The 24,730-nt window shown below is 46.0% G+C and carries 24 protein-coding genes; 6 read left to right on the forward strand and 18 right to left on the reverse strand.

Annotated features, from left to right (window positions below):
• The first annotated feature begins 268 nt into the window (after window positions 1–268).
• Both rimK and R2S67_RS14070 read left to right on the forward strand, forming a co-directional pair.
• Window positions 269–1,174 carry a 30S ribosomal protein S6--L-glutamate ligase gene (gene rimK / locus R2S67_RS14065; protein WP_005393586.1) on the forward strand — a complete coding sequence of 302 codons (906 nt, stop codon included), beginning with the start codon at window positions 269–271 and terminating at the stop codon, window positions 1,172–1,174.
• Between the two features lie 62 nt (window positions 1,175–1,236).
• Window positions 1,237–1,665: an ATP-dependent zinc protease gene (locus R2S67_RS14070; RefSeq protein ID WP_005393584.1), complete on the forward strand. Its 429-nt coding sequence runs from the start codon at window positions 1,237–1,239 to the stop codon at window positions 1,663–1,665.
• A gap of 66 nt (window positions 1,666–1,731) precedes the next feature.
• Here R2S67_RS14070 and R2S67_RS14075 read toward each other — a convergent pair whose 3' ends face one another.
• Window positions 1,732–2,457, reverse strand: a complete 726-nt coding sequence (locus R2S67_RS14075; protein ID WP_046873896.1) for an MBL fold metallo-hydrolase — start codon at window positions 2,455–2,457, stop codon at window positions 1,732–1,734.
• Between the two features lie 323 nt (window positions 2,458–2,780).
• Between R2S67_RS14075 and speA the strand changes: the two genes are divergently transcribed.
• The 4 genes from speA (at window position 2,781) to R2S67_RS14095 (ending at window position 9,706) form a co-directional block, all read left to right on the forward strand.
• Window positions 2,781–4,691 (forward strand): arginine decarboxylase, encoded by a 1,911-nt coding sequence (gene speA / locus R2S67_RS14080; protein ID WP_161444533.1) that lies wholly within the window; start codon window positions 2,781–2,783, stop codon window positions 4,689–4,691.
• A 1-nt stretch (window position 4,692) separates the two neighbouring features.
• Window positions 4,693–5,613 (forward strand): agmatinase, encoded by a 921-nt coding sequence (gene speB / locus R2S67_RS14085; protein ID WP_006741236.1) that lies wholly within the window; start codon window positions 4,693–4,695, stop codon window positions 5,611–5,613.
• Between the two features lie 411 nt (window positions 5,614–6,024).
• Window positions 6,025–7,230 (forward strand): multidrug efflux MFS transporter EmrD, encoded by a 1,206-nt coding sequence (emrD, locus tag R2S67_RS14090; protein ID WP_005393574.1) that lies wholly within the window; start codon window positions 6,025–6,027, stop codon window positions 7,228–7,230.
• A gap of 310 nt (window positions 7,231–7,540) precedes the next feature.
• Entirely contained in the window at window positions 7,541–9,706 is a 2,166-nt protein-coding gene (locus R2S67_RS14095) for a S9 family peptidase (protein ID WP_317345179.1), read from the forward strand.
• 215 nt (window positions 9,707–9,921) lie between these two features.
• On the opposite strand, the gene R2S67_RS14100 is transcribed toward R2S67_RS14095, so the two are convergent.
• The 17 genes from R2S67_RS14100 to R2S67_RS14180 all read right to left on the reverse strand — a co-directional run bounded on the left by R2S67_RS14100 (window position 9,922) and on the right by R2S67_RS14180 (window position 24,714).
• Entirely contained in the window at window positions 9,922–10,917 is a 996-nt protein-coding gene (locus R2S67_RS14100) for a porin (protein ID WP_006741232.1), read from the reverse strand.
• A gap of 215 nt (window positions 10,918–11,132) precedes the next feature.
• Entirely contained in the window at window positions 11,133–12,002 is an 870-nt protein-coding gene (locus R2S67_RS14105; RefSeq protein WP_237284788.1) for a metal ABC transporter solute-binding protein, Zn/Mn family, read from the reverse strand.
• A 22-nt stretch (window positions 12,003–12,024) separates the two neighbouring features.
• Window positions 12,025–12,900 carry a metal ABC transporter permease gene (locus R2S67_RS14110; RefSeq protein WP_005393560.1) on the reverse strand — a complete coding sequence of 292 codons (876 nt, stop codon included), beginning with the start codon at window positions 12,898–12,900 and terminating at the stop codon, window positions 12,025–12,027.
• Window positions 12,900–13,628: a metal ABC transporter ATP-binding protein gene (locus R2S67_RS14115; protein ID WP_053807975.1), complete on the reverse strand. Its 729-nt coding sequence runs from the start codon at window positions 13,626–13,628 to the stop codon at window positions 12,900–12,902. Before R2S67_RS14115 ends, R2S67_RS14110 begins: the two co-directional genes overlap by 1 nt.
• Window positions 13,628–14,554 (reverse strand): metal ABC transporter solute-binding protein, Zn/Mn family, encoded by a 927-nt coding sequence (locus tag R2S67_RS14120; protein ID WP_170901992.1) that lies wholly within the window; start codon window positions 14,552–14,554, stop codon window positions 13,628–13,630. Before R2S67_RS14120 ends, R2S67_RS14115 begins: the two co-directional genes overlap by 1 nt.
• A 22-nt stretch (window positions 14,555–14,576) precedes the next feature.
• Window positions 14,577–15,131 carry a DUF6162 family protein gene (locus R2S67_RS14125; RefSeq protein ID WP_046873903.1) on the reverse strand — a complete coding sequence of 185 codons (555 nt, stop codon included), beginning with the start codon at window positions 15,129–15,131 and terminating at the stop codon, window positions 14,577–14,579.
• Window positions 15,128–15,448: a hypothetical protein gene (locus R2S67_RS14130; RefSeq protein ID WP_046873904.1), complete on the reverse strand. Its 321-nt coding sequence runs from the start codon at window positions 15,446–15,448 to the stop codon at window positions 15,128–15,130. Before R2S67_RS14130 ends, R2S67_RS14125 begins: the two co-directional genes overlap by 4 nt.
• A 42-nt stretch (window positions 15,449–15,490) precedes the next feature.
• On the reverse strand, window positions 15,491–16,321 hold the full coding sequence (locus R2S67_RS14135; RefSeq protein ID WP_046873905.1) for a DUF4198 domain-containing protein: 831 nt from the start codon (window positions 16,319–16,321) through the stop codon (window positions 15,491–15,493).
• A 15-nt stretch (window positions 16,322–16,336) separates the two neighbouring features.
• The gene (locus R2S67_RS14140) at window positions 16,337–16,876 is read right to left on the reverse strand and encodes a DUF2271 domain-containing protein (RefSeq protein ID WP_006741224.1); all 540 of its coding nucleotides are present in this window, start codon (window positions 16,874–16,876) and stop codon (window positions 16,337–16,339) included.
• Window positions 16,877–16,897: 21 nt separating this feature from the next.
• Window positions 16,898–17,527 (reverse strand): PepSY-associated TM helix domain-containing protein, encoded by a 630-nt coding sequence (locus R2S67_RS14145; RefSeq protein ID WP_048625143.1) that lies wholly within the window; start codon window positions 17,525–17,527, stop codon window positions 16,898–16,900.
• A gap of 133 nt (window positions 17,528–17,660) precedes the next feature.
• Window positions 17,661–18,833, reverse strand: a complete 1,173-nt coding sequence (locus tag R2S67_RS14150; RefSeq protein WP_054866885.1) for a tetratricopeptide repeat protein — start codon at window positions 18,831–18,833, stop codon at window positions 17,661–17,663.
• Entirely contained in the window at window positions 18,830–19,450 is a 621-nt protein-coding gene (locus R2S67_RS14155) for an energy transducer TonB (RefSeq protein ID WP_005393542.1), read from the reverse strand. Before R2S67_RS14155 ends, R2S67_RS14150 begins: the two co-directional genes overlap by 4 nt.
• Window positions 19,450–19,854 (reverse strand): ExbD/TolR family protein, encoded by a 405-nt coding sequence (locus R2S67_RS14160; RefSeq protein WP_005374257.1) that lies wholly within the window; start codon window positions 19,852–19,854, stop codon window positions 19,450–19,452. Before R2S67_RS14160 ends, R2S67_RS14155 begins: the two co-directional genes overlap by 1 nt.
• The gene (locus R2S67_RS14165) at window positions 19,851–20,405 is read right to left on the reverse strand and encodes a MotA/TolQ/ExbB proton channel family protein (protein ID WP_006741219.1); all 555 of its coding nucleotides are present in this window, start codon (window positions 20,403–20,405) and stop codon (window positions 19,851–19,853) included. Before R2S67_RS14165 ends, R2S67_RS14160 begins: the two co-directional genes overlap by 4 nt.
• Entirely contained in the window at window positions 20,405–21,772 is a 1,368-nt protein-coding gene (locus tag R2S67_RS14170) for a MotA/TolQ/ExbB proton channel family protein (protein ID WP_054866882.1), read from the reverse strand. The genes R2S67_RS14165 and R2S67_RS14170 overlap by 1 nt, the downstream gene beginning before the upstream one ends.
• Window positions 21,773–22,540, reverse strand: a complete 768-nt coding sequence (locus R2S67_RS14175; protein WP_317345189.1) for a DUF3450 domain-containing protein — start codon at window positions 22,538–22,540, stop codon at window positions 21,773–21,775.
• Between the two features lie 74 nt (window positions 22,541–22,614).
• Window positions 22,615–24,714, reverse strand: a complete 2,100-nt coding sequence (locus R2S67_RS14180) for a TonB-dependent siderophore receptor (RefSeq protein WP_317345190.1) — start codon at window positions 24,712–24,714, stop codon at window positions 22,615–22,617.
• Window positions 24,715–24,730: the final 16 nt, after the last annotated feature.

Consider the following 24,730-nt stretch of genomic DNA (forward strand, 5'->3'; position numbering starts at 1 on the left):
TTAAAAAAGCCCACAGACAACTTCCAGCTTACAACGCTGGGAATGCCCGATGATTCAACAAATTATTTTTGTCGTAACGACGAGTTTTTTTCGTTTTCTTCTCGCGAGAAAAAAACCTAAGGTGCGCACCTCTAACGAAGTGGTTGTCCAACCACACATCTAAATCGTTGAAGTCAGTAGGTAATATCACCTAAATATCACATACCTGCTGCATTCTATACTCTATACTTATATTTTTAATTTGGTACTGACTTACTAAGGAATTGCCATGCGTATTGCTATTCTCTCTCGTAATGAGAATTTATATTCAACCATGCGCCTAAAACAGGCAGGTGAAGAGCGTGGACATCAAGTAGACGTCATCGATACTCTGCACTGTTATATGGACATTACGAGCAACAACCCTAAGATCCGCTATAAGGGTGAAGAATTGCCACAATACGACGCTGTGATTCCTCGCATCGGTGCATCCATCACATTCTACGGTACCGCGGTTGTACGTCAGTTTGAAATGATGGGCACATTTTGTGTCAACGAATCGGTCGCGATCAGCCGCTCTCGTGACAAATTACGCTCGTTGCAACTGTTATCGCGTAAAGGCATCGGCTTGCCGCGCACTGGCTTTGCTCACCACCCTGATAACATTCAGGACGTGATCAAAAATGTTGGTGGCGCACCTCTAGTGATTAAATTACTAGAAGGCACTCAAGGCATCGGTGTTGTGCTTGCTGAAACCAACAAAGCAGCAGAAAGCGTGATCGAAGCATTCATGGGGTTGAAAGCAAACATCATGGTGCAAGAGTTCATCGAAGAAGCTAAAGGCGCAGACATACGTTGCTTTGTTGTCGGTAATAAAGTGATTGCAGCGATGAAACGCCAAGCGAAAGAAGGCGAGTTCCGCTCTAACTTACATCGCGGCGGCTCTGCACAGTTAGTGCGACTAAGCAAAGAAGAACGCGCTACTGCGATTAACGCGGCAAAAGTCATGGGGTTAAACCTATGCGGTGTAGATATCCTTCAATCTAAAAACGGCCCAGTGGTAATGGAAGTGAATTCTTCACCAGGTCTTGAAGGTATCGAGCTCGCTACAGAAAAAGACGTTGCTGGTATGATTTTCGACTTTATCGAGAAAAACGCAAAACCACACGCAAACCGTACTCGTGGTAAAGGTTGATAATTGTTTGAGTGAGAGCCTGCTTAGTAGGCTCTCGTATTACTCATCGCTAGGATGACACTATGAATCAGAAAATGATCATTGGGAACGCCGAAGCTATTTGCTTACCTGAGTTAGGGATTACTCACCTTGAAGCGCGCATTGATACGGGCGCACAAACCTCTTCATTGCATGTAGATAACATTGATTGCTTTGAAAAAGATGGTCAGTCTTACGTTGCATTCGATCTACACCCGGATGTTTATCATTTAGAACAAGTGGTTCGCTGCACAGCGAAGCTAAAGGCAAACCGTAAAGTTAAATCTTCAAACGGTACCTTTGAGCATCGCTGCGTTATCACCACCATGCTGCGCATGGGTGACAAACAATGGCCAATCGACATTACGTTGACCAACCGTGAAAAAATGACTTACATGATGCTGTTAGGTCGTCAGGGCATGGCAGACAAAGTGCTGGTAGACCCTAGCCAATCTCATTTATTGGCATCTTAACCCCGTAGCTTCAGATGAGTGATCGAGCATCTTTGTTGAGCATCACTCGTCTGGCTTTATCTTCGTCTACTTCCTGCTAAATAGCGCAAACAACAAGCCCTTCGCTTTGACCTTTGTAACGCGCCAATGGGTCATCGGCTTAGTCGGCGCAGTATGCAGAATGTGCTGATACGCTTTCTCATCAAAAGTCACCTCTCCCCCATGCGCCAAAAGCAAACATTGCGGATTCATCTCAAACACACGCTTTAATGATTGGCGATATTGGTTTGGATGAAATATGGGAAACGGCGCAATCAGGTGTTTCTTAACCTGCACCATCAAATCCGCCACATACAATACATCTTGTTCAGAATGATAAACCGACAAATCTCTATCGGTATGTCCCTGCGTTTCTAGCACCTGCCAATCATCAAACCCCGGAATACACTCACCATCGATGAGTTCGATATCGGGCTTTAACTTGCGCGAATACCACAGGTTTTGCTTTGGTTTACGCATCCGGTTCGCCATCCAGCGCGCTAACATCAAATCGGTCAAATGCATTAGCCAACCGTCTACACCGCTATACCACTGGCTCTCTCGCTTTGCGGCCAATAGCTTACATCCAGTTAAATCACGCAGTTTGTGCGCGCCACCAGCGTGGTCTGGATGCATGTGAGTTACAACGACCAACTTTAGGTCAGAAAAAGGACGATGGAGTTGATGTTCAATAAAATCTTTAAGGTGAGGAATGTCTGCTCGACTTGCACCATCAAGCAACATTAATTTATCGGGATATTCGGCGAGATACATGGTCTGAATGTATCCCTGAATTCTGTGCAGCTGCAAAATATGTCCTTATTTGAGTGAGATTTTTCATGACCGCTTCCATGCTGGTCAGACCAACTATAACAGCTGAATGGACGCACTGGTAAACAAATGTTCACATCAGCGCACGACAAGAAATCATAATCGAGATGATAGATTTTAATCATTAGACTCAGCGGCACTTTTATTCGTTAATGCGCGCACACGGAGTTCGTGTCAGGGTATGAGGTTAATGCCTCATGATTTGCTTTTTTGTACTTTTCCTTCTAATTAATTAAGGACTTAAGTACATTTTTGTGAGAATCGAGTTGGAAAAAGCAACTAAATTAGACCGCATCCGCGCGGACTACAACGTTCACTACTGGAGCCAAGGTTTCTACGGTATTGATGACCAAGGCGAGGTTTACGTATCACCTCGTAGTGATCGTGCACATCAAATCCCTTTCAGTGCCATTGTAAATGAGCTAGAAGCGAAGCAGTTAAATCTGCCTGTATTAGTGCGCTTCCCGCAAATCGTGCACCAACGTGTGCATGGAATTTGCCACGCTTTCAACCAAGCAATTGAAGAATACCAATATCCAAACAAATACCTGTTGGTGTACCCAATTAAAGTAAACCAACAACGTGAAGTGGTGGATGAAATTCTAGCGAGCCAAGCTCAACTAGAAACCAAACAGCTTGGTCTTGAAGCGGGTAGCAAGCCAGAATTGTTGGCAGTACTTGCATTGGCTCAACAAGGCAGCTCCGTGATCGTGTGTAACGGCTACAAAGACCGTGAGTATGTGCGTCTTGCACTGATCGGTGAAAAGCTGGGCCACAAAGTATTCATCGTACTAGAGAAGCTTTCTGAGCTGGATCTGGTGCTAGAAGAAGCGAAAAGCTTGGGCGTAAAACCGCGCCTTGGTTTGCGCATTCGCCTCGCCTCTCAAGGTGCAGGGAAATGGCAAGCAAGTGGCGGTGAAAAATCGAAGTTCGGTTTGTCTGCATCGCAAGTGCTTAGCGTTATTGAACGTCTGAAACGCGAAGGCAGCCTAGATGCGATGCAACTGGTTCACTTCCACCTGGGTTCACAGATGGCAAACATCCGTGACGTACGTAATGGTGTGAATGAGTCTGCACGTTTCTACTGCGAACTGCGCGCACTGGGTGCAAACATCGAGTACTTCGATGTGGGCGGCGGTTTGGCAGTCGACTACGACGGCACACGCAGCCAATCATCGAACTCGATGAACTACGGCCTTGCAGAGTACGCACGTAATATCGTCAACACAGTGGGCGACGTGTGTCAGCAATACGAACAACCGATGCCAGTGATCATTTCTGAATCCGGTCGTTCACTGACAGCGCACCACGCTGTGTTGATTTCTAACGTAATTGGTACAGAAACGTACCAACCGGAAGAAGTGCATGAACTTGGCGCAGATGCTCCACTTTTACTACAAAACATGTGGCGAAACTGGGAAAACTTACAAGATGGTACCGACGCTCGTGCGTTAATTGAGATCTACAACGATACCCAAAGTGATTTGGCAGAGGTACACTCTCAATTCGCAACTGGCGTGCTTAACTTGGAGCAACGTGCGTGGGCAGAGCAACTGTCACTGCGCATTTACTTCGAACTAAGCCGCAAGATGAGCACTAAAAATCGCTTCCACCGTCCGATTCTGGACGAGTTGAGCGAACGTCTTGCAGATAAGTTCTTCGTGAACTTCTCTCTCTTCCAATCTCTACCAGATGCTTGGGGTATTGATCAGGTGTTCCCTGTTCTGCCACTTTCTGGTCTTGGCGATGCGGAAGAGCGTCGTGCTGTGATGTTGGACATCACCTGTGACTCTGATGGCGCGATCGATCACTACGTTGATGGTCAAGGCATCGAGAGCACGCTACCTGTACCAGCTTGGAGCAAAGACAAACCGTACCTAATGGGCTTTTTCCTAGTAGGCGCATACCAAGAAATCCTTGGTGACATGCACAACCTATTTGGTGACACCCACAGTGCAGTAGTCAATGTTGATGAACACGGTCAATTTGAGATCAGTTATATCAATGAAGGTGATAGTGTAGAAGACATGATGCGCTACGTTCATATCGACGTGGATGCGATTCGTGACAATTACAAACAATTGGTTTCCCAACGAGTTGAAGCCAATGAACAAGCACAAATCCTAGCAGAACTAGAACAAGGTCTAGCGGGATACACCTATTTAGAGGACTTCTGATATGAATGATTTGTTTACTAAAAACGATTATTCGCTTTACTCCAACTCTATGTCGTTTTTACGTCTACCGTACATTCGTAATCCGGTATCGGCAGACGCAGACGTTGTGGTGCTAGGGGTTCCTCTGGACATGGCTACATCTGGTCGTCCAGGCGCGCGCATGGGTCCAGATGCGATTCGCCGTGCCTCAGTCAACTTGGCATGGGAAGGTAAGAAGTTCCCTTGGGACTTCAACGTATTGGATAAGTTGAAAGTGATCGACGCGGGCGATCTCGTGTTTGACTGTGGTGATGCGGAAGATTTCACTTACCGTCTAGAGGCGGCAACCAGTGAAATTCTAAAAAGCGGTAAAACCATGTTGGGATTGGGCGGTGACCACTTCATCACACTGCCTATCCTGCGTGCCTACGCGAAGCATCATGGTCAAATGGCTCTGATTCACTTTGACGCTCATACGGATACCTACGCAAATGGCAGTTCATACGACCACGGTACAATGTTCTACCATGCGCCGAAAGAAGGTTTGATCTCTGCGAAGAACTCAGTACAAATCGGTATTCGTACTGAATACAAACAGCAAGATCACGGCTTCAATGTGATTAATGCGATGCAAGCGAATGACATGTCGGTGAACGAGATCTTAGAGGAGATTCGTCGCACCGTCGCAGACAAGCCAGTGTATGTTACTTTTGACATCGACTGCTTGGATCCAGCCTTCGCACCAGGAACAGGTACACCCGTTTGTGGTGGCTTGAACTCAGACAAAGCACTGAAGATCATTCGTGGCTTAGCCGGTATGAATATTGTGGGTATGGATGTTGTAGAAGTATCGCCTCCGTACGACCACAGTGATGTTACCGCATTAGCGGGAGCAACCATCGCGCTAGAAATGCTTTACGCATACGCATCTGGCCGCGAATAAACATAATCATTTCTAAGGGAGCTTCGGCTCCCTTTTTGTTCATGGTGCCTTCTCCAGTCTTTTCTTCGTTCGAACCATGTCTTGCTCTGGCTAACCAAAACAATTCTTCTCCCCTCGATTTTAACCATAAAAACCAATGACCTATAAGTAGGTTTCCATTCACAACAAATAAGAGATTTAACGTAATTCAACAAAGAAAAGCAGCCTATTTCCGAATGCTAATTAAGATTAGTTTTTCTAATGCATATTATAGATTTTTATCTTGCTCAACTTCACACTTTTCGATTGCTAATTGTACACGCAAAGACTAATATCTCGCGCAAATAGCCCCGTAACACCAAAAGTCTGTTGGCACTCTGCATTAGAGCGCTAAGGGTTTTTACGTCTTAAATTTTTTGGAGAGATACGCAAATGTCTGCTTCGTTTCCATTAGCGAAACTTACCTTTTTAATCGCAATATTGACTGCCGTGGGTCAAATGACCCAAACAATGTACGTGCCTTCAATCGGTCATATGGCGGGTGAGTTTTTGGTGTCTGCGTCATCACTTCAAGCTGTGATGGCTTGTTACCTGATTCCATATGGCTTATCGCAATTCGTGTACGGTACGTTATCGGACCGCTTAGGTCGCAAGCCAATCATCATAGCAGGCCTACTTATCTACATCGTAGGTACATTGGTGGCGCTCTTTGCACACCAATTTGAATGGTTCTTGATTGGTAGTTTCATCCAAGGTTTAGGTATTGGCTGCGGTGGTGCGATGTCACGTACTCTGACTCGCGACTGCTTTGAAGGTTCTGAGCTACACAGAGCAAATAGCTTAATCAGCATGTGTGTGATTTTCTCACCATTGTTGGCTCCCGTACTTGGCGGCTACTTAACCGAAGCGTTTGGCTGGCGCTCTAGCTACCTATTCTTAGCGCTGTTTGGCATTGCAGTGGTGATTACCATGATGACCAGCATGATGGAGACGCTACCAAAAGAGAAACGCAAGTTCGAACCAGTAGCCAAAAGCTACAAACACGTTTTGTCTGACCGCCGCTTCCAAGGCTTTTTGATCTGCCTAGTTGCGACGTTTGCTGGCGTAGGTGTGTTCGAGGCAGCAGCTGGGGTATTGCTAGGTGGTGTATTGGCATTACCAGCGACCACAGTAAGTTTGCTGTTTATCTTGCCAATCCCTGGTTACTTGGTGGGTGCGGGCTTATCTAGCTACATCGCGCAGCGTCGCTCTGAGCGTCGTGCTTTAAATGTTGGCTTGGTATCGATTTTTGTTGGCTCTGCTATTGTGCTCATCCCTGGCTTGTTTGGTTTAACCACGGCGTTAACGCTGGTTGGTGGCGCAACCGTGTACTTTTTGGGTGCGGGTATCCTATTCCCAGCCGCAACAACCGGAGCAATTGCGCCATTCCCATACCATGCAGGAACAGCAGGCGCGACATTGGGTGGCATGCAAAACTTGGGAGCAGGTATTGCGACCTTGCTTGCATCACTATTTCCAGCGCATAACCAGATGCCACTAGGTGTTTTGATGATGGCAATGTCGGTAATTGCAATGCTTGGGCTCATGTGGGTAAATCGAGCGCACAACCACTCAAACGAAGTGCCGCAAGTCATCTGATCATTATCGACTAACGTTCAAAATCCAAAAGGGACACACTAAACTAGTGTGTCCCTTTTTCATATCACACTATATCGATTTACCGATGAGAATGATTTAACTTTCGAATTGATATTTGTTAAAAATAACAGCTGCTTACACAATGTGTTTTCAGCTCCCTTCAAATTGAGTAGCCAACTCGGAAATATTGAGAATTCTCACTTTTTCGGCACACCCCATAACAAAGAATGGACAACTGAAAACCACTAACGAAATGAAAGCCCAGCCCTCAGGATGAGGCCACTTGGGCGTATAATAAGGACAAAAACAGATGCGTTTCACTTTAACTACGTTGACCGTCTCGGTCGCGCTTGTCGCCGGATGCAGCAATCAAGGAACCCCCAGCATGACTCAATACTCCCAATCACAGATCGTTGCTCAACAAACTCAAGCTCCGGTTGCGAAAAAAGTCCCTCACGCGATGACTATTCATGGTGATACTCGCGTTGATAACTACTACTGGATGCGTGACGACGAACGTAAAGATCCGGAAATTTTGCAGCACCTAGAGCAAGAAAATCAGTATGCGGAAACCGTTCTCAAGCACACTGAAGCTCTTCAAAATGAGCTATTTGAAGAAATTAAAGGTCGTATAGCAAAAGACGACAACTCCGTTCCTGTGCGTAAAGGCAACTACTTCTACTCAAGTGAAGTGACCGGAGATAACGAATACGAAGTTCACCTTCGAGCTAAAGACTTTGCAGGCAAAGACAAGCAAGTCATTTTAGATGTCAATGAACTTGCAAAAGAACATGAGTTCTTCAGCATTGGCGGCTTGTACGTTAGTCCGAATGAAAACTTACTAGCGTATGGCGAAGATACATTAAGCCGCCGCGTTTACACTCTTAAGATCAAAGACCTGAAAACAGGCAATTACCTACAAGATGAAATCGAAGGCGCCTCAAGCGCGATTGCATGGCAGAACGATAACAACGCCTTTTACTACATCAAAAAAGATCCACAGACCTTGCTGGGCTACCAAGTGTATCGTCATGTTTTAGGCACGCCACAAAGCAGCGATGAGTTGATTTTTGAAGAAACCGACAGCGCCTATTACACCTCACTAAGCAAAAGCAAAGATGGCGAAGATATTTATATCTGGCATTCCAGTACAGAAACCAGCGGCGTCTCCATCATCGATGCGAACAACCCTAAAGCAAAGGCGAAGCCTTTTTATCCTCGTGAAAATGGCATTGAATACAGCATTTCTAAGCTAGGCGATTGGTATTACATTTATACCAACTATCAAGCCGTGAACTTCCGTTTGATGAAAGTTAAGCAAGAAGAGATGCACGATCGCTCTAAGTGGCAAGACGTGATTGCCGCAGATGACAACACTCAACTTGTCGACTTCGAGCTATTCGATGATCACCTCGTCTATGAGCAGCGCTCTAACGGCCTAGCGAGCGTCACTGTGCGTCAGCTTTCAACAGGAAAAGAATTCCCACTCACATTTAATGACGATGCGTTCGCGGCATACTTAACAGGCAACTTCGAACTGGATAACAAAAAAGTTCGCATTTACTACAGTAGCTTGACTACTCCAGGAACCTACTACGACTTCGATCTGAAAACGGGCGAATCTGAAATCATGAAGCAGACACCTGTATTGGGTGACTTTGATGCGGATAACTACCAATCAGAGCGCATCATGATCAAAGCACGTGATGGAAAAGAGGTCCCTGTGTCACTGGTGTATCGTAAGGACTTGTTTAAGAAAGATGGTACAAATCCGCTTTACCAATACGGTTATGGATCTTATGGCGCAACCATTGAGCCAACTTTCCGCTCGACACGTTTGAGTCTATTAGACCGCGGCTTTGTTTACGCCATCGCTCATATCCGTGGATCTGAAATGCTTGGCCGTCCTTGGTATGAAGATGGTAAAAAACTCACCAAGCAAAACACATTCAACGACTTTATTGATGTGACTAAAGGTTTGGTTGAACAAGGCTATGGCGCGAAAGATAAAGTCTTCGCTGTTGGTGGCTCTGCAGGTGGTCTCTTAATGGGGGCTGTCATCAACCAAGCACCAGAACTGTATCGCGGTATCGGCGCTCATGTTCCGTTTGTGGACGTGGTAACCACTATGCTCGATGAATCAATTCCATTGACCACCAATGAATATGATGAATGGGGTAACCCAAATAACAAAACATACTATGACTATATGTTGAGTTACTCGCCTTACGACAACATCAAGGCACAAAACTACCCGAACATGTTGGTAACGACTGGCTTGCACGACTCTCAAGTGCAGTACTTTGAGCCAATGAAGTGGGTCGCCAAACTTCGTGAAATGAAGACAGACGATAACGTCTTGTTGTTCAAAACCGATATGGAAGCCGGACACGGCGGCGCATCTGGTCGATTTAAACGCTTAAAAGAAGATGCGCTAGAGTATGCGTTCTTCCTCGATTTACTCGATAAAAAATAATCGTTTCAATTGAACTGCATCTCTAACAACAAAAATGCCCGCAASTTGCGGGCATTTTTTATAGACGCGCTCTCTAAACAGAGAGTTGGGGTACCTAAGCACATCATTACCAGTGTCTCTTATAGCCAACGGAAAGCAGAAAGAAAAACGCCTACTCACAACGAGTAGGCGTTAACACAATAAATGTGTTTAGGCAGTAGAAACTGGCCTATTTATTAGAAGTAGTAACGAGCACCTAGAGTCCAGTAGTCGTTCTCTTCGCTAGTGTAATCGTTACCTAGGTCAAACTGGTAAGCAGCAAACGTTACGAAAGCAGGAGTTACAGCGTACTCTGCTTGTAGCGCAGTTTCGCTTGAAACTGTCTTGTTGTCTTCTTCGTCTTCTACGCCTTCGTAGTTAACGCTGAATGTCCAATCGTTCACGCCGTATGCCAAAAGAGCTTCAATTTGAGAAGTCTCTTTACGCATCTCGTAGAAGTAATCGTTCATACCGTATACTACTGCTGCGTATAGACCTGAACCGTACTGACCGTAGTTTACAGAGAATAGGTGTGATTCAGCGTTCTTAGTACCTAGAGTCGCGTTTTTAACATCACCGCCGCTGTATACGTAGCCTAGGCCAAAGCCAGCTACAGAACCGCTCAGTGCAACTTGACCACGTTGCTCGTATGTTGTTGCATCTGAAGTTTGCTCACCTTGCCAACCTAGACCTAGGTTGAAAGCAAAGCCTTCACCAAATTCAAAACCTTTACGGTAGCTAAGCATTTTATCAGCACGAGCTGAGCCTAGGTTGCCGTGGTTGTCGTACAAAAAGTCGTTCGCAAACGCGATTGGTAGATCCGCAACACCAGCGACATCGTAGTAAGGTGACCATTGAGTACCTGCAACAAGGCGACCGTACTGCTCGTGAGTTGCACCGATGTAACCTAGACGAGTTTTGAATGACTGTTCACCACCATTTAGGTAGTTAAGCGCCCATTCGCCTTTAGCGTCGATAGTGATACCGTTGCCAATGTCTTTCTTACCCGCGACGTTAATACGTGGAGACACTTGATGAACTTTCACATCTTCCTCGTAGTACTCACCCACGCCAACTGAAACGTGACCGCCGATCGATAAAGATGTACCATCGCTGTTATAAACTTCTGCTGCGAAGGCCTGTGAACCACATGCTAGTGCCGCCACTGCAACGGCTAGAGTTTTCATTTTCATTGTTAACATCCGTATAGTTGTTTGTACCGGTTCGCTTAGAGACAGATTAAATCCGAATCAATCGCAACGAACACATAACAAAGTAGTAATGAAATAGAAATGAAACAAACACTTTCTTATGCAACCAGTGGTATTAATGCTCACGTTTTGAACTAAGTCACAAAAAAATAGGGAACTTTTCATTCCCCATCATAAAATCTGTGGCTTTTTACGTGTCACATCTCCCAACGTGCGAGTGGCTTCTCAGTTTTGATACCCTTACTGCCCCAGCGGTCAATAACATCAATTTGCAGTATACGACTCGGTTTAATAAGCGATGTCAAGGTTTTCGACGGTCGTTTATCCGTCACTAACCATAGCGTTTTATCTTGTTCAAACTGAGCTTTTAAAGATAATTTGTCTTCTTCTGTCCACTCGAGTTCTGGCTTAAATTCGCGCCCAACCACAAACAATTGGTTGCCAGAGGCAAAGTCCTCTAGTGACTCACTCATCAGTACCACTGAATCGATGCCTTTATCAAAGATCTCTGCCTGTTGTTGGTTGATCAGTTCACGCACATTGAGCATAAGAGCCTGTTGATTCGTTTGAATCGCCTTTTGGTGTTCAGGATATACACGTTGTAGATCCTCTCCAACAATGCCCGCCATTCGGATTAAGTTTGTAGGGTTCAGCCACGCGTACTTCGATGTTGACCCGTTTTCCAATGTCAGTACTGCAACTCCTTGAGCTCTAGGAGAAATGGCCTGCGATGCATCGATTTCAATCAAGTGAATGTTGCCCTGTCGAGCGTAAACATAAGTCGGGTCTTGTTTCCAAATCGCACCAAGAGTAATAGCAACCGTCGCGGCTTGACCCGCTTGCTTAACTTGCTCTGTACCTTTATTTGCGAACCAGTTCTCAAGACGCTCAACGCCGTAACGCTTTGGAGGCAGATACTGAGTCCCTATCCCTGTACCTTTCATGAGTTGCTCAGACAACATGTACGTGACGGGAGTGCTGGTTAAAATGTCTTTGGCGCTTGCCAACGATGGAAATGTCGTCGCTATAACCAAACCAAAAGTTATCGCTAATTTTTTTATCTTCATGTTCATTACTTTATAAAAAGGGTTACGCTTTTTGGATAATTCGGTAAACCGTTGCTGTTAGGAAAAATGCCGCAGAAACAATGATGATGGATGCGCCTGATGGCACTGGTAGCTCAAGCTCCATCGGCAGTATGGTTCCGACTAAACACGCAATGGTTGCCAATAAAGAAGAAAGGAGAACGAAACTGCCCATGCGTTTAGTCAATAACCTAGCCGTTGCACCAGGAATCAGTAGCAATGCACCAACCAATACCGCGCCAATAATCTTTACCGCGGCGATGGTGACCAAGGTGATCATCATGACAAATAAGTAATCATAAAAGCTGGTATTAAAGCCGCGTACACGTGCAATATCCGGGCTAATACAAGTCAGCAAAATGCGGTTAAACGTTGGAATAAGAAGCAGTAATATGATCAAACAACTGATCGCTAAAATAAGGATATCGTTGTCCGTCACAGTCAAGATCGAGCCAAACAACACGTTCTCCAACATGTGAATGTTGATCTTACGAGCAACGTACATTAACAGCGCAGCACCAACCGCTAACGCTAGCGCAAGAAAAACCCCAACCAGTGTGTCGTAAGGTACATTCGTACGATTACGAACAAAGTGAAGCAACAGCGCAAAAATCATACAAAAGCTAAACAATCCGATGATCGGATTCTCTGGCGGCTCACCGAGCAACACACCAATCGCGATTCCGGTAAGCGCAGCGTGCCCAACCGCTTCAGAGAAAAAAGCCAGTCGCTTGGCGATGACTAATGTCCCAAGACCACCAAGTAACGGTCCTAATATCAGCGCTGCCACAATTGCGTTCACCATAAAGGCATAAGAAAAGCTATCGCTTAACCATCCAGCTTCAACGCCGCTAACCGCTAACTCTCGTAACCAATCCATTATGCAGCCTCCACTTTTGCTGTGTAGTGCTTGAATAATGTTTCTATACGATCAGGACTTAGCACATCTGAATGGTGCCCTGACGCCACAATTTGACGATTTACAACATGGACCTGCGCATCTAAACGGCGCACTGCGGTCACGTCATGGTGTACTGCCAGTACCGTTTTGCCTTCTCCAACGACTTCATGAATCAAACCTTCAAGATATCGAACACCTTGCTCATCCATGCCAGTTGTAGGTTCATCTAAAACCAATAAATTGGGCTCATCCAGTAAAGCTTGCGCAAACAAAACACGCTGTTGCTCTCCGCCAGAGAGTTGCCCCATACGACGATCGCAACGCGTTGCCATGCCCACACGATCAAGCTGGGCCAGAGCATGTTGAGTTTGCTTTGTTTTACGTCGCCAAAATAGAGGGATACGGGTTTGATTAAGCAGCACAAAATCCATCACGGTTAACGGGAGGCTTGCCTCGAACATCGCCTTTTGTGGTACATATCCTATCTTACCCGATGCAGCTGATTGCTCTGGCCAATTGAGTGCAATGTTTCCCGAAAATGGTGTTAGCCCAAGTATCGAACGAAGCAAAGAGGTTTTCCCACCACCATTCGGCCCCATGATAACGTGGCATTTCGCGCTCTCGAATTCAGCGCTGATGTTCTGCAAAATGATATTGTCGGCGTATTTTAGGCCCACGTTACTTAAGGAAACGGAAGGTCCAGTCATTACGCCTTTTCCCCTGCTCGCTTACTCGCCACAAATTTCATGGCTTCGATTAGTGTTTCCACATTATCTCGCATCTCAACCTCGACTTTATCAGCCTCATACTCACCGTGAGTCATGTGGGAAAAGCGATAAAGCTGCACCCCTGTCGCCTCTTCGATGGTATCAACAAAACGGTTCGGCATATTGAGCTCATAAAACAGCACATCAATACCCGATTCACGAATTTTCTCAATCGTTTCCTGCAACTGACTGGCACTTGGTTCAACACCATGAGCAGGCTCAATGACAGCGGCAACGTCAACACCAAACTCCTGAAGGATATATCCGTAAGCATTGTGGGTTGTCGCCACCTTCATACCAGCCGTGTCCAACTCACCAAGAGACAACATTGCATCACGCTTCATCAGGCGGAAAGTTTTCGCATATTTACGAGCATTTTGGCGATAAAAAGTAGCGTTGTCTGGGTCCAGTTTACTTAGCTCACTCGCGATGGTGTAAACCTTTTGAATAGTGGTCGATAGACCAACAAAGGTGTGAGGGTTCACTGCACCTTGACCAACTGACTGCCCCATCGCCGGTAACAGAGGCACTTCTTTGTTCGCTTCGATAACCACGAGATCATCACGCTGAGAGGCTTTGATCACTTTCAGTGCAAAATCGTCATGACCAATACCATTGATCACTATCGCATCCATTTCATTCAAACGTTTAAGATCATTGGGTTGCGGTAAATAGTTATGAGGGTTAAAACCAGCATCGACCAGAGGAATGATGTTCGCCTTGTCATCAACAACAGCTTTGACATAGCTGTAATAAGGTTGAAGCGTAATACCAATACTGAGTTTATCGGCAGCAAAGCCTGTAGAAGACACCGTCAATAACACGGTGGCTGTAAGAATACGACGTAAAAGAGAGCGTTTGAGCATAGTACTTATCAATTATGTTGTCTTAATGGGCGTGAGAATGGGAAGAAGAGGAATCTGACAGAACGATTTGTTGCCAGCCATGCTGGCGGCGTTTTGCTAGATCGCTTAGTACCTCCGCATTTAACGATCGGCTAGAATCACTAAACCAAATATCAGCTTGAGAGCCACGGCTATCCAGAAGCATAGAGGCAGAACCTTGGGCATTTTTCTTCATGCCAATGTAGACTCCGTCATCGATTCGTTTCCACTGATGAGACCCTTTGCGCTTCCAATTTTGGTCTTTTACGAATGGAGCAATCCAAAGCGCCTCCATGTCAGAGACCTCAGGCCAAGTTCCAGTTTCTAGCTGCAAATCACGAATCTCTTCATGAGCAAGCTTAAGTTCAGCGATCAAACCCAACTCGTTTTGATGTAAGTCCGTGATTAAAACTTGATGAGCCTGTATGTCTGGCTTTTCAGTCGCGACCTGATGGTAGGGCATAAGTATGGCTGCAGAACCGAGAATCGCTGCGATAGTCAGTGCGACCCACTTTCCTTCTCGGTTACCATCATCGGGACGAACTTTCTGTACACTCATTTCTCTTTCAGCTCAACGATATCCACTTCCACCGGGCTTTCATGTCCGGCATCAAATACCAAATAGAAATCTGTTTCAGGGTGAGTAAATTCTGCTATGGAACGCTTATCTGTTTTCTCTTTGGCGATCAGATTGTCGTCGTAATCGTACATTTCGACATCGTAGTCGACCGCTGTCGATCCATCCGAGTAGCCCGCTTCACAAATCACTTTATCTTGCGCCAAGTGACAACTCATCAGAGGGAAGTGTGCAGCAGCGTGAAAAGAAGCAAATCCAGAAAAAAGCAAAGCAGCTTTGAGAAGAGAAGTGTTATTCATGATGATTCCAAAATGGCCCAGCGATTGCTGAGCCTAATTCGATTAGTTAAGTTGAGTTTCAAACGTAAGGTGAACATTGGCACTCGCTTTATCCGCCAATGGATTATCTTTTAATTCACCTTTGTAGTTCGCTTTCATTAAGTAGCGCCCTGCGACCTCTGGCGTGAAGATCACTTTGCCATCTTCATCACTCACCACATCGATTTGTTCTTGATGGTTTCGGTACATGGTGCCTTCACGTGTGATCTCCGCTGTGACGCCCTCTTGTGGCTCACCATTGAAGAAAAACTGGAAAGTGACTGGTTCACCTTCAATGATATCCGATGGATGCGTGACCGGCTTCATCTCCAGCATTTTGCCTTCAATCTCCAACGCTTTGCCCGTTGGCATACCAACCGTAATGTAGCTTTCTGCTCGGGTGTAGCTTAGTTGAGTAACCACATCACGCGCCTGTTCTGGAAGAACATCATGACGCTCAGCTTTGTTTGCTCGCGCCCATTTCACCGTATCACGACGACCCGCTTTGTATTGGGTGTAGTAGCTCGGCTGATTATTGATCGCGACTTTGTGCGTGCCTTCTTCCGTAAAAAAGAAATCAAACATAGAACGACGTTTACCACGAACAACAAAGTTAGGACGCTCAGAACGGCCATCCGGCATCACCACGAACGCTTGGTCACTACCCGCAGGCTTATCAAAAACAAACGTCCCGTGAGAAGCAGTAACATCAAATGTCAGCCAGTCACCTCCTTCTTTTGAAACCGTAAAGTGAGAAGGCAGAACCCAACGTGGATGCGCTTGTGCGGTGGTTGTTGCAGCCAATCCCATTGCCATTACACTCGCCAATGCCACTGCTTTCATTTTGGTTTTCATTGTTGTGTCCTTTAATCACTTAACTTGATAATTGACGGTGATGACACCCGTCTCTTGAGTTGGTTTAAGCTCATAGCGCACTTCACTGTCCGCTAGCGTTATTTTTTGACGTAAGTAGTTTCGCCCACCATGTTCACGAACAACTTCGACGTACAACGTGTAATTTCCTTGCTCCAAACGCTTTCCTGCATCATTGGTTCCGTCCCAGACAAAACGGTACTGTCCAGCAGGGCGCGTTGCAGACGTCACCGCATCAACAAGTTCACGATCATAACGACCCGCTTTTCTCCACCAGCTGCGCAGGTCTTTTAGCCATTCGTCTTTTCCTACCCATAGCTGAATGGTTTTAACCGGTTTACGCTGGTCATTTTCAACCCACACCGCCACATAAGGGCGTGCGTACATTGAAGTGTCTATCTTTGGAAGTTCGAATTCGAAATCGATCTTCGCGTTATCTGGTAGAGGAGCCGCAGAAAGAGAGAAAGGAGCAAAAGCCGCGATCAAAGCGGCTTTACAAAAGTGATTACGGCGGAAAAATCTTCCTGTGTTCAACATAAGTGTTCTCTAAAAAAGCTGTTATGGAACAGCAACAAAATAAATCACGAGCGACAGTAACGTACCAAAGCTCATCCATTGCATTGACGTTCTAAGCGTCTTCTTCTTAGGCAGTAATAAGCACACACCTGTTAGAACAAAAAACACCATCAAAAGCGCAGTGACGTCGATAAACCACTTCCAAATCCCGCCACTGTTGCGGCCTTTATGTAGATCGTTCAACAACGCAACAATACCGTAGTGCGTCGTTTCAACCTCTGCCGCACCAGTAGTCATATCAATAAAGACCGTAGCGTTATAACCCGGGCCTTTAAAATCCATAGACAACTCTCCGAGTAACAACTCACCTTGCTCAACTTCGGTATACACATCTAACGCAGAGGGAGTGCCGCGAAGCTCGGTTTCTTTAGTCAGGAAAGCAAGCAGTTCTTCACGGCTAGGTTGAAAAGTATCTGAATGTGAGAATAGGACTGAGTGTGGAACCGTAAGAGTATGTTGTTGAATGATAGGTTCACGGCGTTCAAATAATTCGGGGCGATTGAGGGTAATACCAGTTATTGCAAAAAACAGCGTAACTAAGAGAAGAGCCATCGAAATATAGATATGTAGGCGGCGAGCCCAAGTTTGAACACCTTTGCTTTTAAGCAACATAGAAACAATCATCACCAATAAATGTGGGGCATAATTTAGGTGATAATCATTCGTATTGGCATTTAATTTACATTGTTTACTTTAGACAAAAAAATACCCGAGACTGAGCTCGGGTATTTAATAAAAATGTTCGCTATGAGTTCTGCGTCGATTCTACTTTGCGTAGCTGTGATAGATACTTAACCCAACTTTTTGCCTGATTCGACGGTTTAATCTCATTCGCTCTTTTGGCATTAGCGAGTGCATCGTCAAACCGCTTAAGCTTGTAGTAAGCGCGAGTTTTGATAAGTGCGACATCCGCTTTACGACCGCTGACCTTATCGAGCGCGGCAAGAGCATCTTTATAGTGGCCTTCTTGCACTAGCAGTTGAGAATAGTTCCAGTAATACTGCCTATCTAGCTGAGCAGCAACACGCCAACTATCGATAGACTCTTCCCACTCTTTTGCCATTTGCCAATACGTCGCTTGCTGAGCTTTAAGTTTACTATTCGAGTTTACATCCTCTAGCTCGTTCATCACCAACGCAGCTCTCTCAGGAATACCTCGTTTCGCGTACAATTGTGCCAGCAGCTTTAAGTCATCTTGGCTAAGTTGTAATCCTTTCAGTTTTGCCAACGCCAAAGAGTCCAGAGCACGTTTGTTGTCATCAACACGCAGGTAAAGAGCAACAAGCTGACGCCACCATTCAATTCGCTCAGGTTCAATCGCGATCAAGCGTTTGATGGTCGAGATTGCCGGCTTCCACTTTTTCAGTTCTAGCTCAGCAGAAAGCTTTATCGACAATGCGCCAAGCTTGTCTGGCTGACCAAACTTCTCATAACGAGCCATTGCTGAAAGCACTTTCTGCCACTGACTCAGTTGATAATGAGATTGGGAAATACGCAGCCATAGCTCATGCGCTTTTTGACCTTTAGGAATGTTTTTGCTCAAGGCATAGTAATGAGGTAACGCCTTAGAAAAGCGTTGCTCGTTCAGCAGTATATCTGCCAACATCTTTCGGGTTTGCCATGCTTGCTCATCTTGTAGCAAACCACTATTGACTGCCAACTCAAGTTGCTTAATTGCTGCTTGAGTTTGTTCATTCTGCCAGTAAAAAATACCCAACATTCGAGCGACATAAGCTTGGTCATATCCACGAGAAAGCTCCATAGCTTCAAGAGATGAAATCGCTTCTTTTAGTTTCTCCTCTTGAGCCAAGTTGTGTGCTCGTTGAACTCTCGCGGCAGTGTATTGGCTTAACTCACTGGCAATGGTTGAAAGTGCACTCAGGCTTAATACCGTACCGATTAAGAATTTTTTCATCATTTGGCTAACTTGAACTCCACTTTAGCGGTTTGTCCGAACTGCTCAATTGACACACCATCCTCAACTTTTGGCTGATACTTCCATTTTTTAAGCGCACGAATCGCTTCTCTTTCGAACATACGCTGTGGCTCAGCCTCGATCACTTCAATATCTTTTGGTCGTCCTGTTGCATCGATCGTGAAACGCATAATGACATAGCCTTCAACTCTACGTTTCAGCGCCTTACTAGGATAGCGAGGATCAACACGATACAACGGCAGTGCTTGTTGGTTGCCCATTGTTCCCTTCAAGTTTGGCGCACTGATCGCGATACCTTCAAGAGCAGTGTTCAAACCTAAAGCACTGACTGGCGTCATCTGGCTCATTGGCTCCATTTGAGTGTCAGCTTGAGACAGATCCATTGGCTCCGGCGCTTGGGGTGGTTCTGGTTGCTCCGGCACTGAACGTTGACGACGCTGCACGTCTGCTTCATTCTCTACCATCACCATATCAAAACGAACCGCTTCCGAAGCTTCTGGCGCTCGCTGGTTGCCTTTATCAACCATCCACGCCATAAAGCTAAACAGGCTCACAGAAATTAACAGTGATGCTGGTAGTGCAAGTAACAGCCTGCCCATTAAGGTTTCTCCGCCGCCAATGCGATGTTTTTCACGCCCGCCGCTTTTGCAGCGTCCATCACTTTCACGACAGTGCCATTATAAGCATGCTCGTCAGCTTGGATAACTAACGAAGCATCAGGCTGATCAAGTAACAGGTGCTCAATAGAAGCCTCAACACGCTCAATATCAACCACTCGTTTGTCGATGTACACGTCATTTGCTGCCGTTACCGCGATAAAAATGCCCGCATCTTTTTGGCTTACCACATTAGAAGCCTGAGGGCGATTCACTTCTACACCGGACTCACGTACAAACGAACTGGTCACAATGAAGAAGATCAACATGATGAAGACGATATCAAGCATCGACGTTAAATCGACTTGAGCTTCATCTTGTTGGTTAGGTCTGCGTCCGAGTCTCACTTTTGACTCCTTAAAGATTGTTCTAACTGGATAGCTTTTCGTTCACACACTTTGCTAAGGCGAGCATGAATAAACATGCCCGCCAGCGCTGCTACCATACCCGCCATGGTTGGCAGCGTAGCAAGTGAGATACCAGAAGCCATCAATTTCGGATTGCTGCTGCCTTGCGATGCCATTACGTCAAACACCGTAATCATGCCCGTCACCGTCCCTAACAACCCTAGCATTGGGCAAACCGCCACAAGCAGCTTAATAGTCGATAGGTTTTGGCGCAGTTCGATTTGCGCTTTTGCAATCCATCCTTCACGGATTTGATGCGCGTACCAAGAGTGGTGCTCTGATCTTGCTTGCCACTGCTCACAAAGCTGTTTCTTTACCCCAGGGAAAACCGTTGTGAGATAAATAACTCGCTCCATAACCAACAGCCAGCACACCGCCACGACGGCAGCCAGCCACCATAGGATTTGACCACCTTGCTGCATAAAGCTCATCAAGGTTGTGGCCCAATCCTCACTGATCAAACCCAATGTGTTGAGTAGGATCTGCTCCATTACGCTGCGTTCTCCGCTAAGGTGTTAGAGTGACTTTTGTTGCTCGGCATATCACGCTCAGCTTGTTCTGCAACTAAACCGATGCCTTGCTTTTCTAAGATACTGCGAATATTTTCTGCTTGAGAGCTCAATACGTTGTGCGCCAATAACAATGGCATGGCTGAAACAAGGCCAAGTACAGTAGTTACAAGCGCCATCGAAATACCACCCGCCATTACTTTCGGATCACCATTACCAAATTGAGTGATGACTTGGAAGGTTTCGATCATACCCGTTACCGTGCCCAGTAGACCAAGCATAGGAGCCAGCGCAGCAAGAAGCTTCAGCATCGACAACCCTTTTTCTAGGTGGGTTTGCTCATCAACAACGGCTTCCAAAAGACGTAGCTCTAACGCTTCTACGCTGCGATGCTTATCTTTCTGATACACCGCAAGCACACGACCCAAAGGGTTGTCTCCTGGCTGTGCTGGAGTTTTCAGTTGCTTCATGATTTTCTGGCGCGAAATCATCAGAGATGCACCACGTACGAGAGCAATCAATAGGCCGATAGCTAATAAACCAAGGATGATTTTACCGACAACGCCGCCTGCATTTAGGCGATCAGCCAAAGTCGGTGAGTTTGCGAGCTGCTCAAGAAGAATGCCGCGTGACGGGTCAATGACAAGCGCATCAATGTCACCAGAGGAAATAGTATTCGCTGTTGGACCGCTTTCAGGCTGACGAAGATAGTTTACCGCATCTCCGCGTTGACCATTCCACTTAACGTAGCCAGTGTCATCCAGCAGCGCCATAGAACCAAGACGAACACCATTAACCGTTTGTTCACGACCTTCGCCATTTAGCAGTGTGAAAGAGACGTTTGCCATCTCACCACTTGCTTTGATTTGTTCTTCCATGCTGCGCCACATCGCCTGAAGTTGGGTCAACGTTGGCAGTGATTTAGCTGCAACAATAGCATCGATATCTTTCTGATATGAGTTTGCATCAACACCCGTTACTGAGCTCTTGAGCTCTGACTCTAGCTCTTTTGCGTTCTGGCGAACGACGCCAAATAGCTCACCTAAGCTCCCGGTTTCTAGACGTAGCTTTTCTTCTAGCTGCGCCAGTTCCGCTTCATTTTCACCGAAAGTAACACTTAATGAGTCCGCTTCTGCTTGAAGAGCCGCTCGCTCTGCGGCCAATTTATTCTTTATAGCCTGTAGCTCTTGCTCTGTTTTCTTAAAACCTGATTCACGCGCGACATTGTGCGATTGCTGTTGACGATTTTCTTGCTGCGCCTTTTGTAACAATGCATCACTAGCAACAGTTGTATGAGGCATTAATGCGGCTGTCGAGATTAGTGCAACCGATAACCATTTTTTCATCATTTATTTGCCCTCCGCAGCGGTTAACGACACTGGCAGAGTTAACATACTCGGCGCGATCTGTTTATTCGCCATAGCGAACGCTTTATCTAGCTCTGATTTTTGCTCAGAACCCACTTGTTGCCATGCTTGTTGTTGCTGTGACCAGCTCCAAAATGTGTCACCAGATAAGCTACGCGCTACCAAAGACAAACGCCCTAAATAGAGAATGTCCGCCTCCACAGCTTCATTGTCACCCAGGTTAATCTTGCCTTGGTAAACGCCAAGCTTGGTGCCGTAATCCATTTCAATTTGGTACGCTTCTAAAATACGACGAAACTTCTCTGCATCCGCAACGTCTGCACGCGTCATCATGGAATCCAGCTTTGCAATTCGCTCCTCACGTTGCGCTTTGCGTATAGGTTTGTCGTTAGCAACGAGCGCTTTTAAGCCCTCAAGCATGTGATACATCAAAGGCACGACACCTTGACGAGTTTGAGCAATCTGCTCAATTTGCTCGTTCAAGCTATCAACTTCTTGATTTTGGCTCTCAACAAGGCTTGCAAGATGATCGCGATAAATCTTCAAGTTACCGACTTCCTCTTGCAGCTGCTCAATTTCAGCTTCTAGAGCAAGTGATTTTTCTGCGCTTGCATCAATACGTTTTTGGCTTACCGCCGACGACTGGTTTGTTTTACTCTGCACAGCTTGTGCATCGTTTAAGTTCGCCGCGTGAGCGGGAATCAAAACCGATGATATCAACAGAGCGATACTTGATTTCATTAGATTCATACGAGTTATATTTCTGTGTTCCAAAAACGACCAAAGGGGAAGACTACCCTTCCCCTTTAATAATCAAATTGTTATCAGTACTTGAACTGGATTGTTGCCATGTAGTTGCGGTCTTCTCCAACCACAACCCCACTCGCACCTTTTTGCTCGCTATTCGTGCTACCGCCACCTGCGAAGTAGTCGGTATCGAATAAGTTCTCGACATTGAATCGAGCAATGATATCCAAGTTTTCATCGTACTTATGTTTGTATGACAGGCCCATATCAACGCGAGCGTAGCCATCTTTCTTGAAGGTGTTCTTTGCATCACCGTAGCGATCACCTTCATAAATCAAACCAAGGTTTAGGTTCGTATTGTCTTGAACCTTGTAGCTAGACCATAGACTTGCCGAGAACTCTGGCACATCTACAGGGCGGTTACCCTCGAATTTTTTATCCGCTTTCGTCAACTCTGCATCCAAATACATTGCAGAAGCGGTTAGCGACAACTCAGGGGTCACAAAACCTTGGGCCATTAGCTCAGCACCTTTGTGTACTTGCTCACCACCTTGAGTTTTCTTATGTAGAACCTTATTACTAGCATCTTTACCACTTTCAACATCCAGCGACATGTTCTCTAATGTGATATCAAACACAGCACCTGATACAAATAAGCGCTGATCAAACAGTTCCCACTTCGTACCGATTTCATAAGAAATTCCGCGCTCTGCATCTAGCTTCTCGCCATCGTTCACGTAAGTTTTGCCACGACCACTGCTGACTTCACCTTGCGGCATAAAACTTTCAGAGTACTGAACGTAAACCGAGCCATTCGTCGCTGGGTGGAAAATTACACCAAATTTTGGAGAAACCTGGTTTTCAGTCAGGTCATCGTCACGCTTTTCGTCATAACGAACACCTGCAAGCACTTGCCAGTAATCATTAATCGTCATCATGTTTTGCGCGTAGATACCCCAAGTGTCGTGCTCGCTTGTGGACTGTTTAACTTTCCCAGAGTAGCCAGGACGAGGCACTGACTGACCGGCTTCTATACTTATAGGGTTGTAATACTTTTGGAAACGGTCATAGGTATACTCTAGATAGTTCGCACCTACCAAAAACGTGTTATCTGTACCAAACAGAGAAAAGTCCGTCGTCACATCTATATATGCAGTATCAAACACCCAATTATCTTTGCGTTCGTTACCAGAATGGTCGATCTTAGTATCTTGGTCATAAGTATCGAAACCTGGGTAAGACTCTACATCAAAACGCTTAAAGTCTTGACGGTTGTAACCCGCTTTTACGTTTACATTGTCAGTCACTTGAGCATTAATATCGATACCGTAGTTTTCTACTTCGTTGTCAATCTTTGACCACTGGGCATCCCAGATGTGCTTGTCACCGCGAACCGCTTTACCATCCACAATGTAAGCACCAGAATCCACGCTACCATCGTCTTTCGTGCGATCGTAATGCGCTGATACCATAAAGTTGTCGGTGATGTCGTACTCAACCACTAGGCCCGCAACCGTACGATCCGTTTCTGGCTCGGTACCATCGCCGTAGCTGCGCCAAGAGCCGTAGCTTTCTTTGGCAAAAATTGCGCGCGCGCGCAGTGTCTCTGCATCATTTAGCGCGCCACTCACATCAAGCACCGTGCGTGAGTGATCATTCGAACCTAGATCTTGACTCAAACTAGCTTGTGTTTGAGTTGTTGGTTTTTTCGAAACCATGTTTACCAAGCCACCCGGCTCAGATTTACCGTATAGCAAGCCTGATGGACCTTTAAGCACTTCAACACGCTCTAAAAGCTCAATTGGCTGACGGTAGTGTGACCAGTGTTGACGGCCATCACGAAGAAAACCGTCTGAACTGCTAAGCTCAAAACCACGTAGAGAGAAACGTTCGCGGTTACGGCTTGTACCACCCGCGCTAACACTTGCATCGTTACGTAGCACTTCACCAAGTGTACTTGCACGCTGCTCATCAATTACCGTTTCATCGATAACCGCTACTTGTCCTGGCGTTTCCAGCTGCGTCATTTCCATGCGCATTGCTGTACTGTTTGTATCCGCCTTGTAGCCGAACTCTCGACCTTCTACAACTACATGTTCGTCTGTTTGAACGTCCGCCACTGCAGGTGTTGCTAACACCGCACCGATCACTAGCGCCAAATGGCTCTTAGTAAACATATCCTTTCACTCCGAT

It is taken from the genome of Vibrio sp. T13N (assembly GCF_032970445.1).
Lineage (GTDB): Bacteria > Pseudomonadota > Gammaproteobacteria > Enterobacterales > Vibrionaceae > Vibrio > Vibrio diabolicus.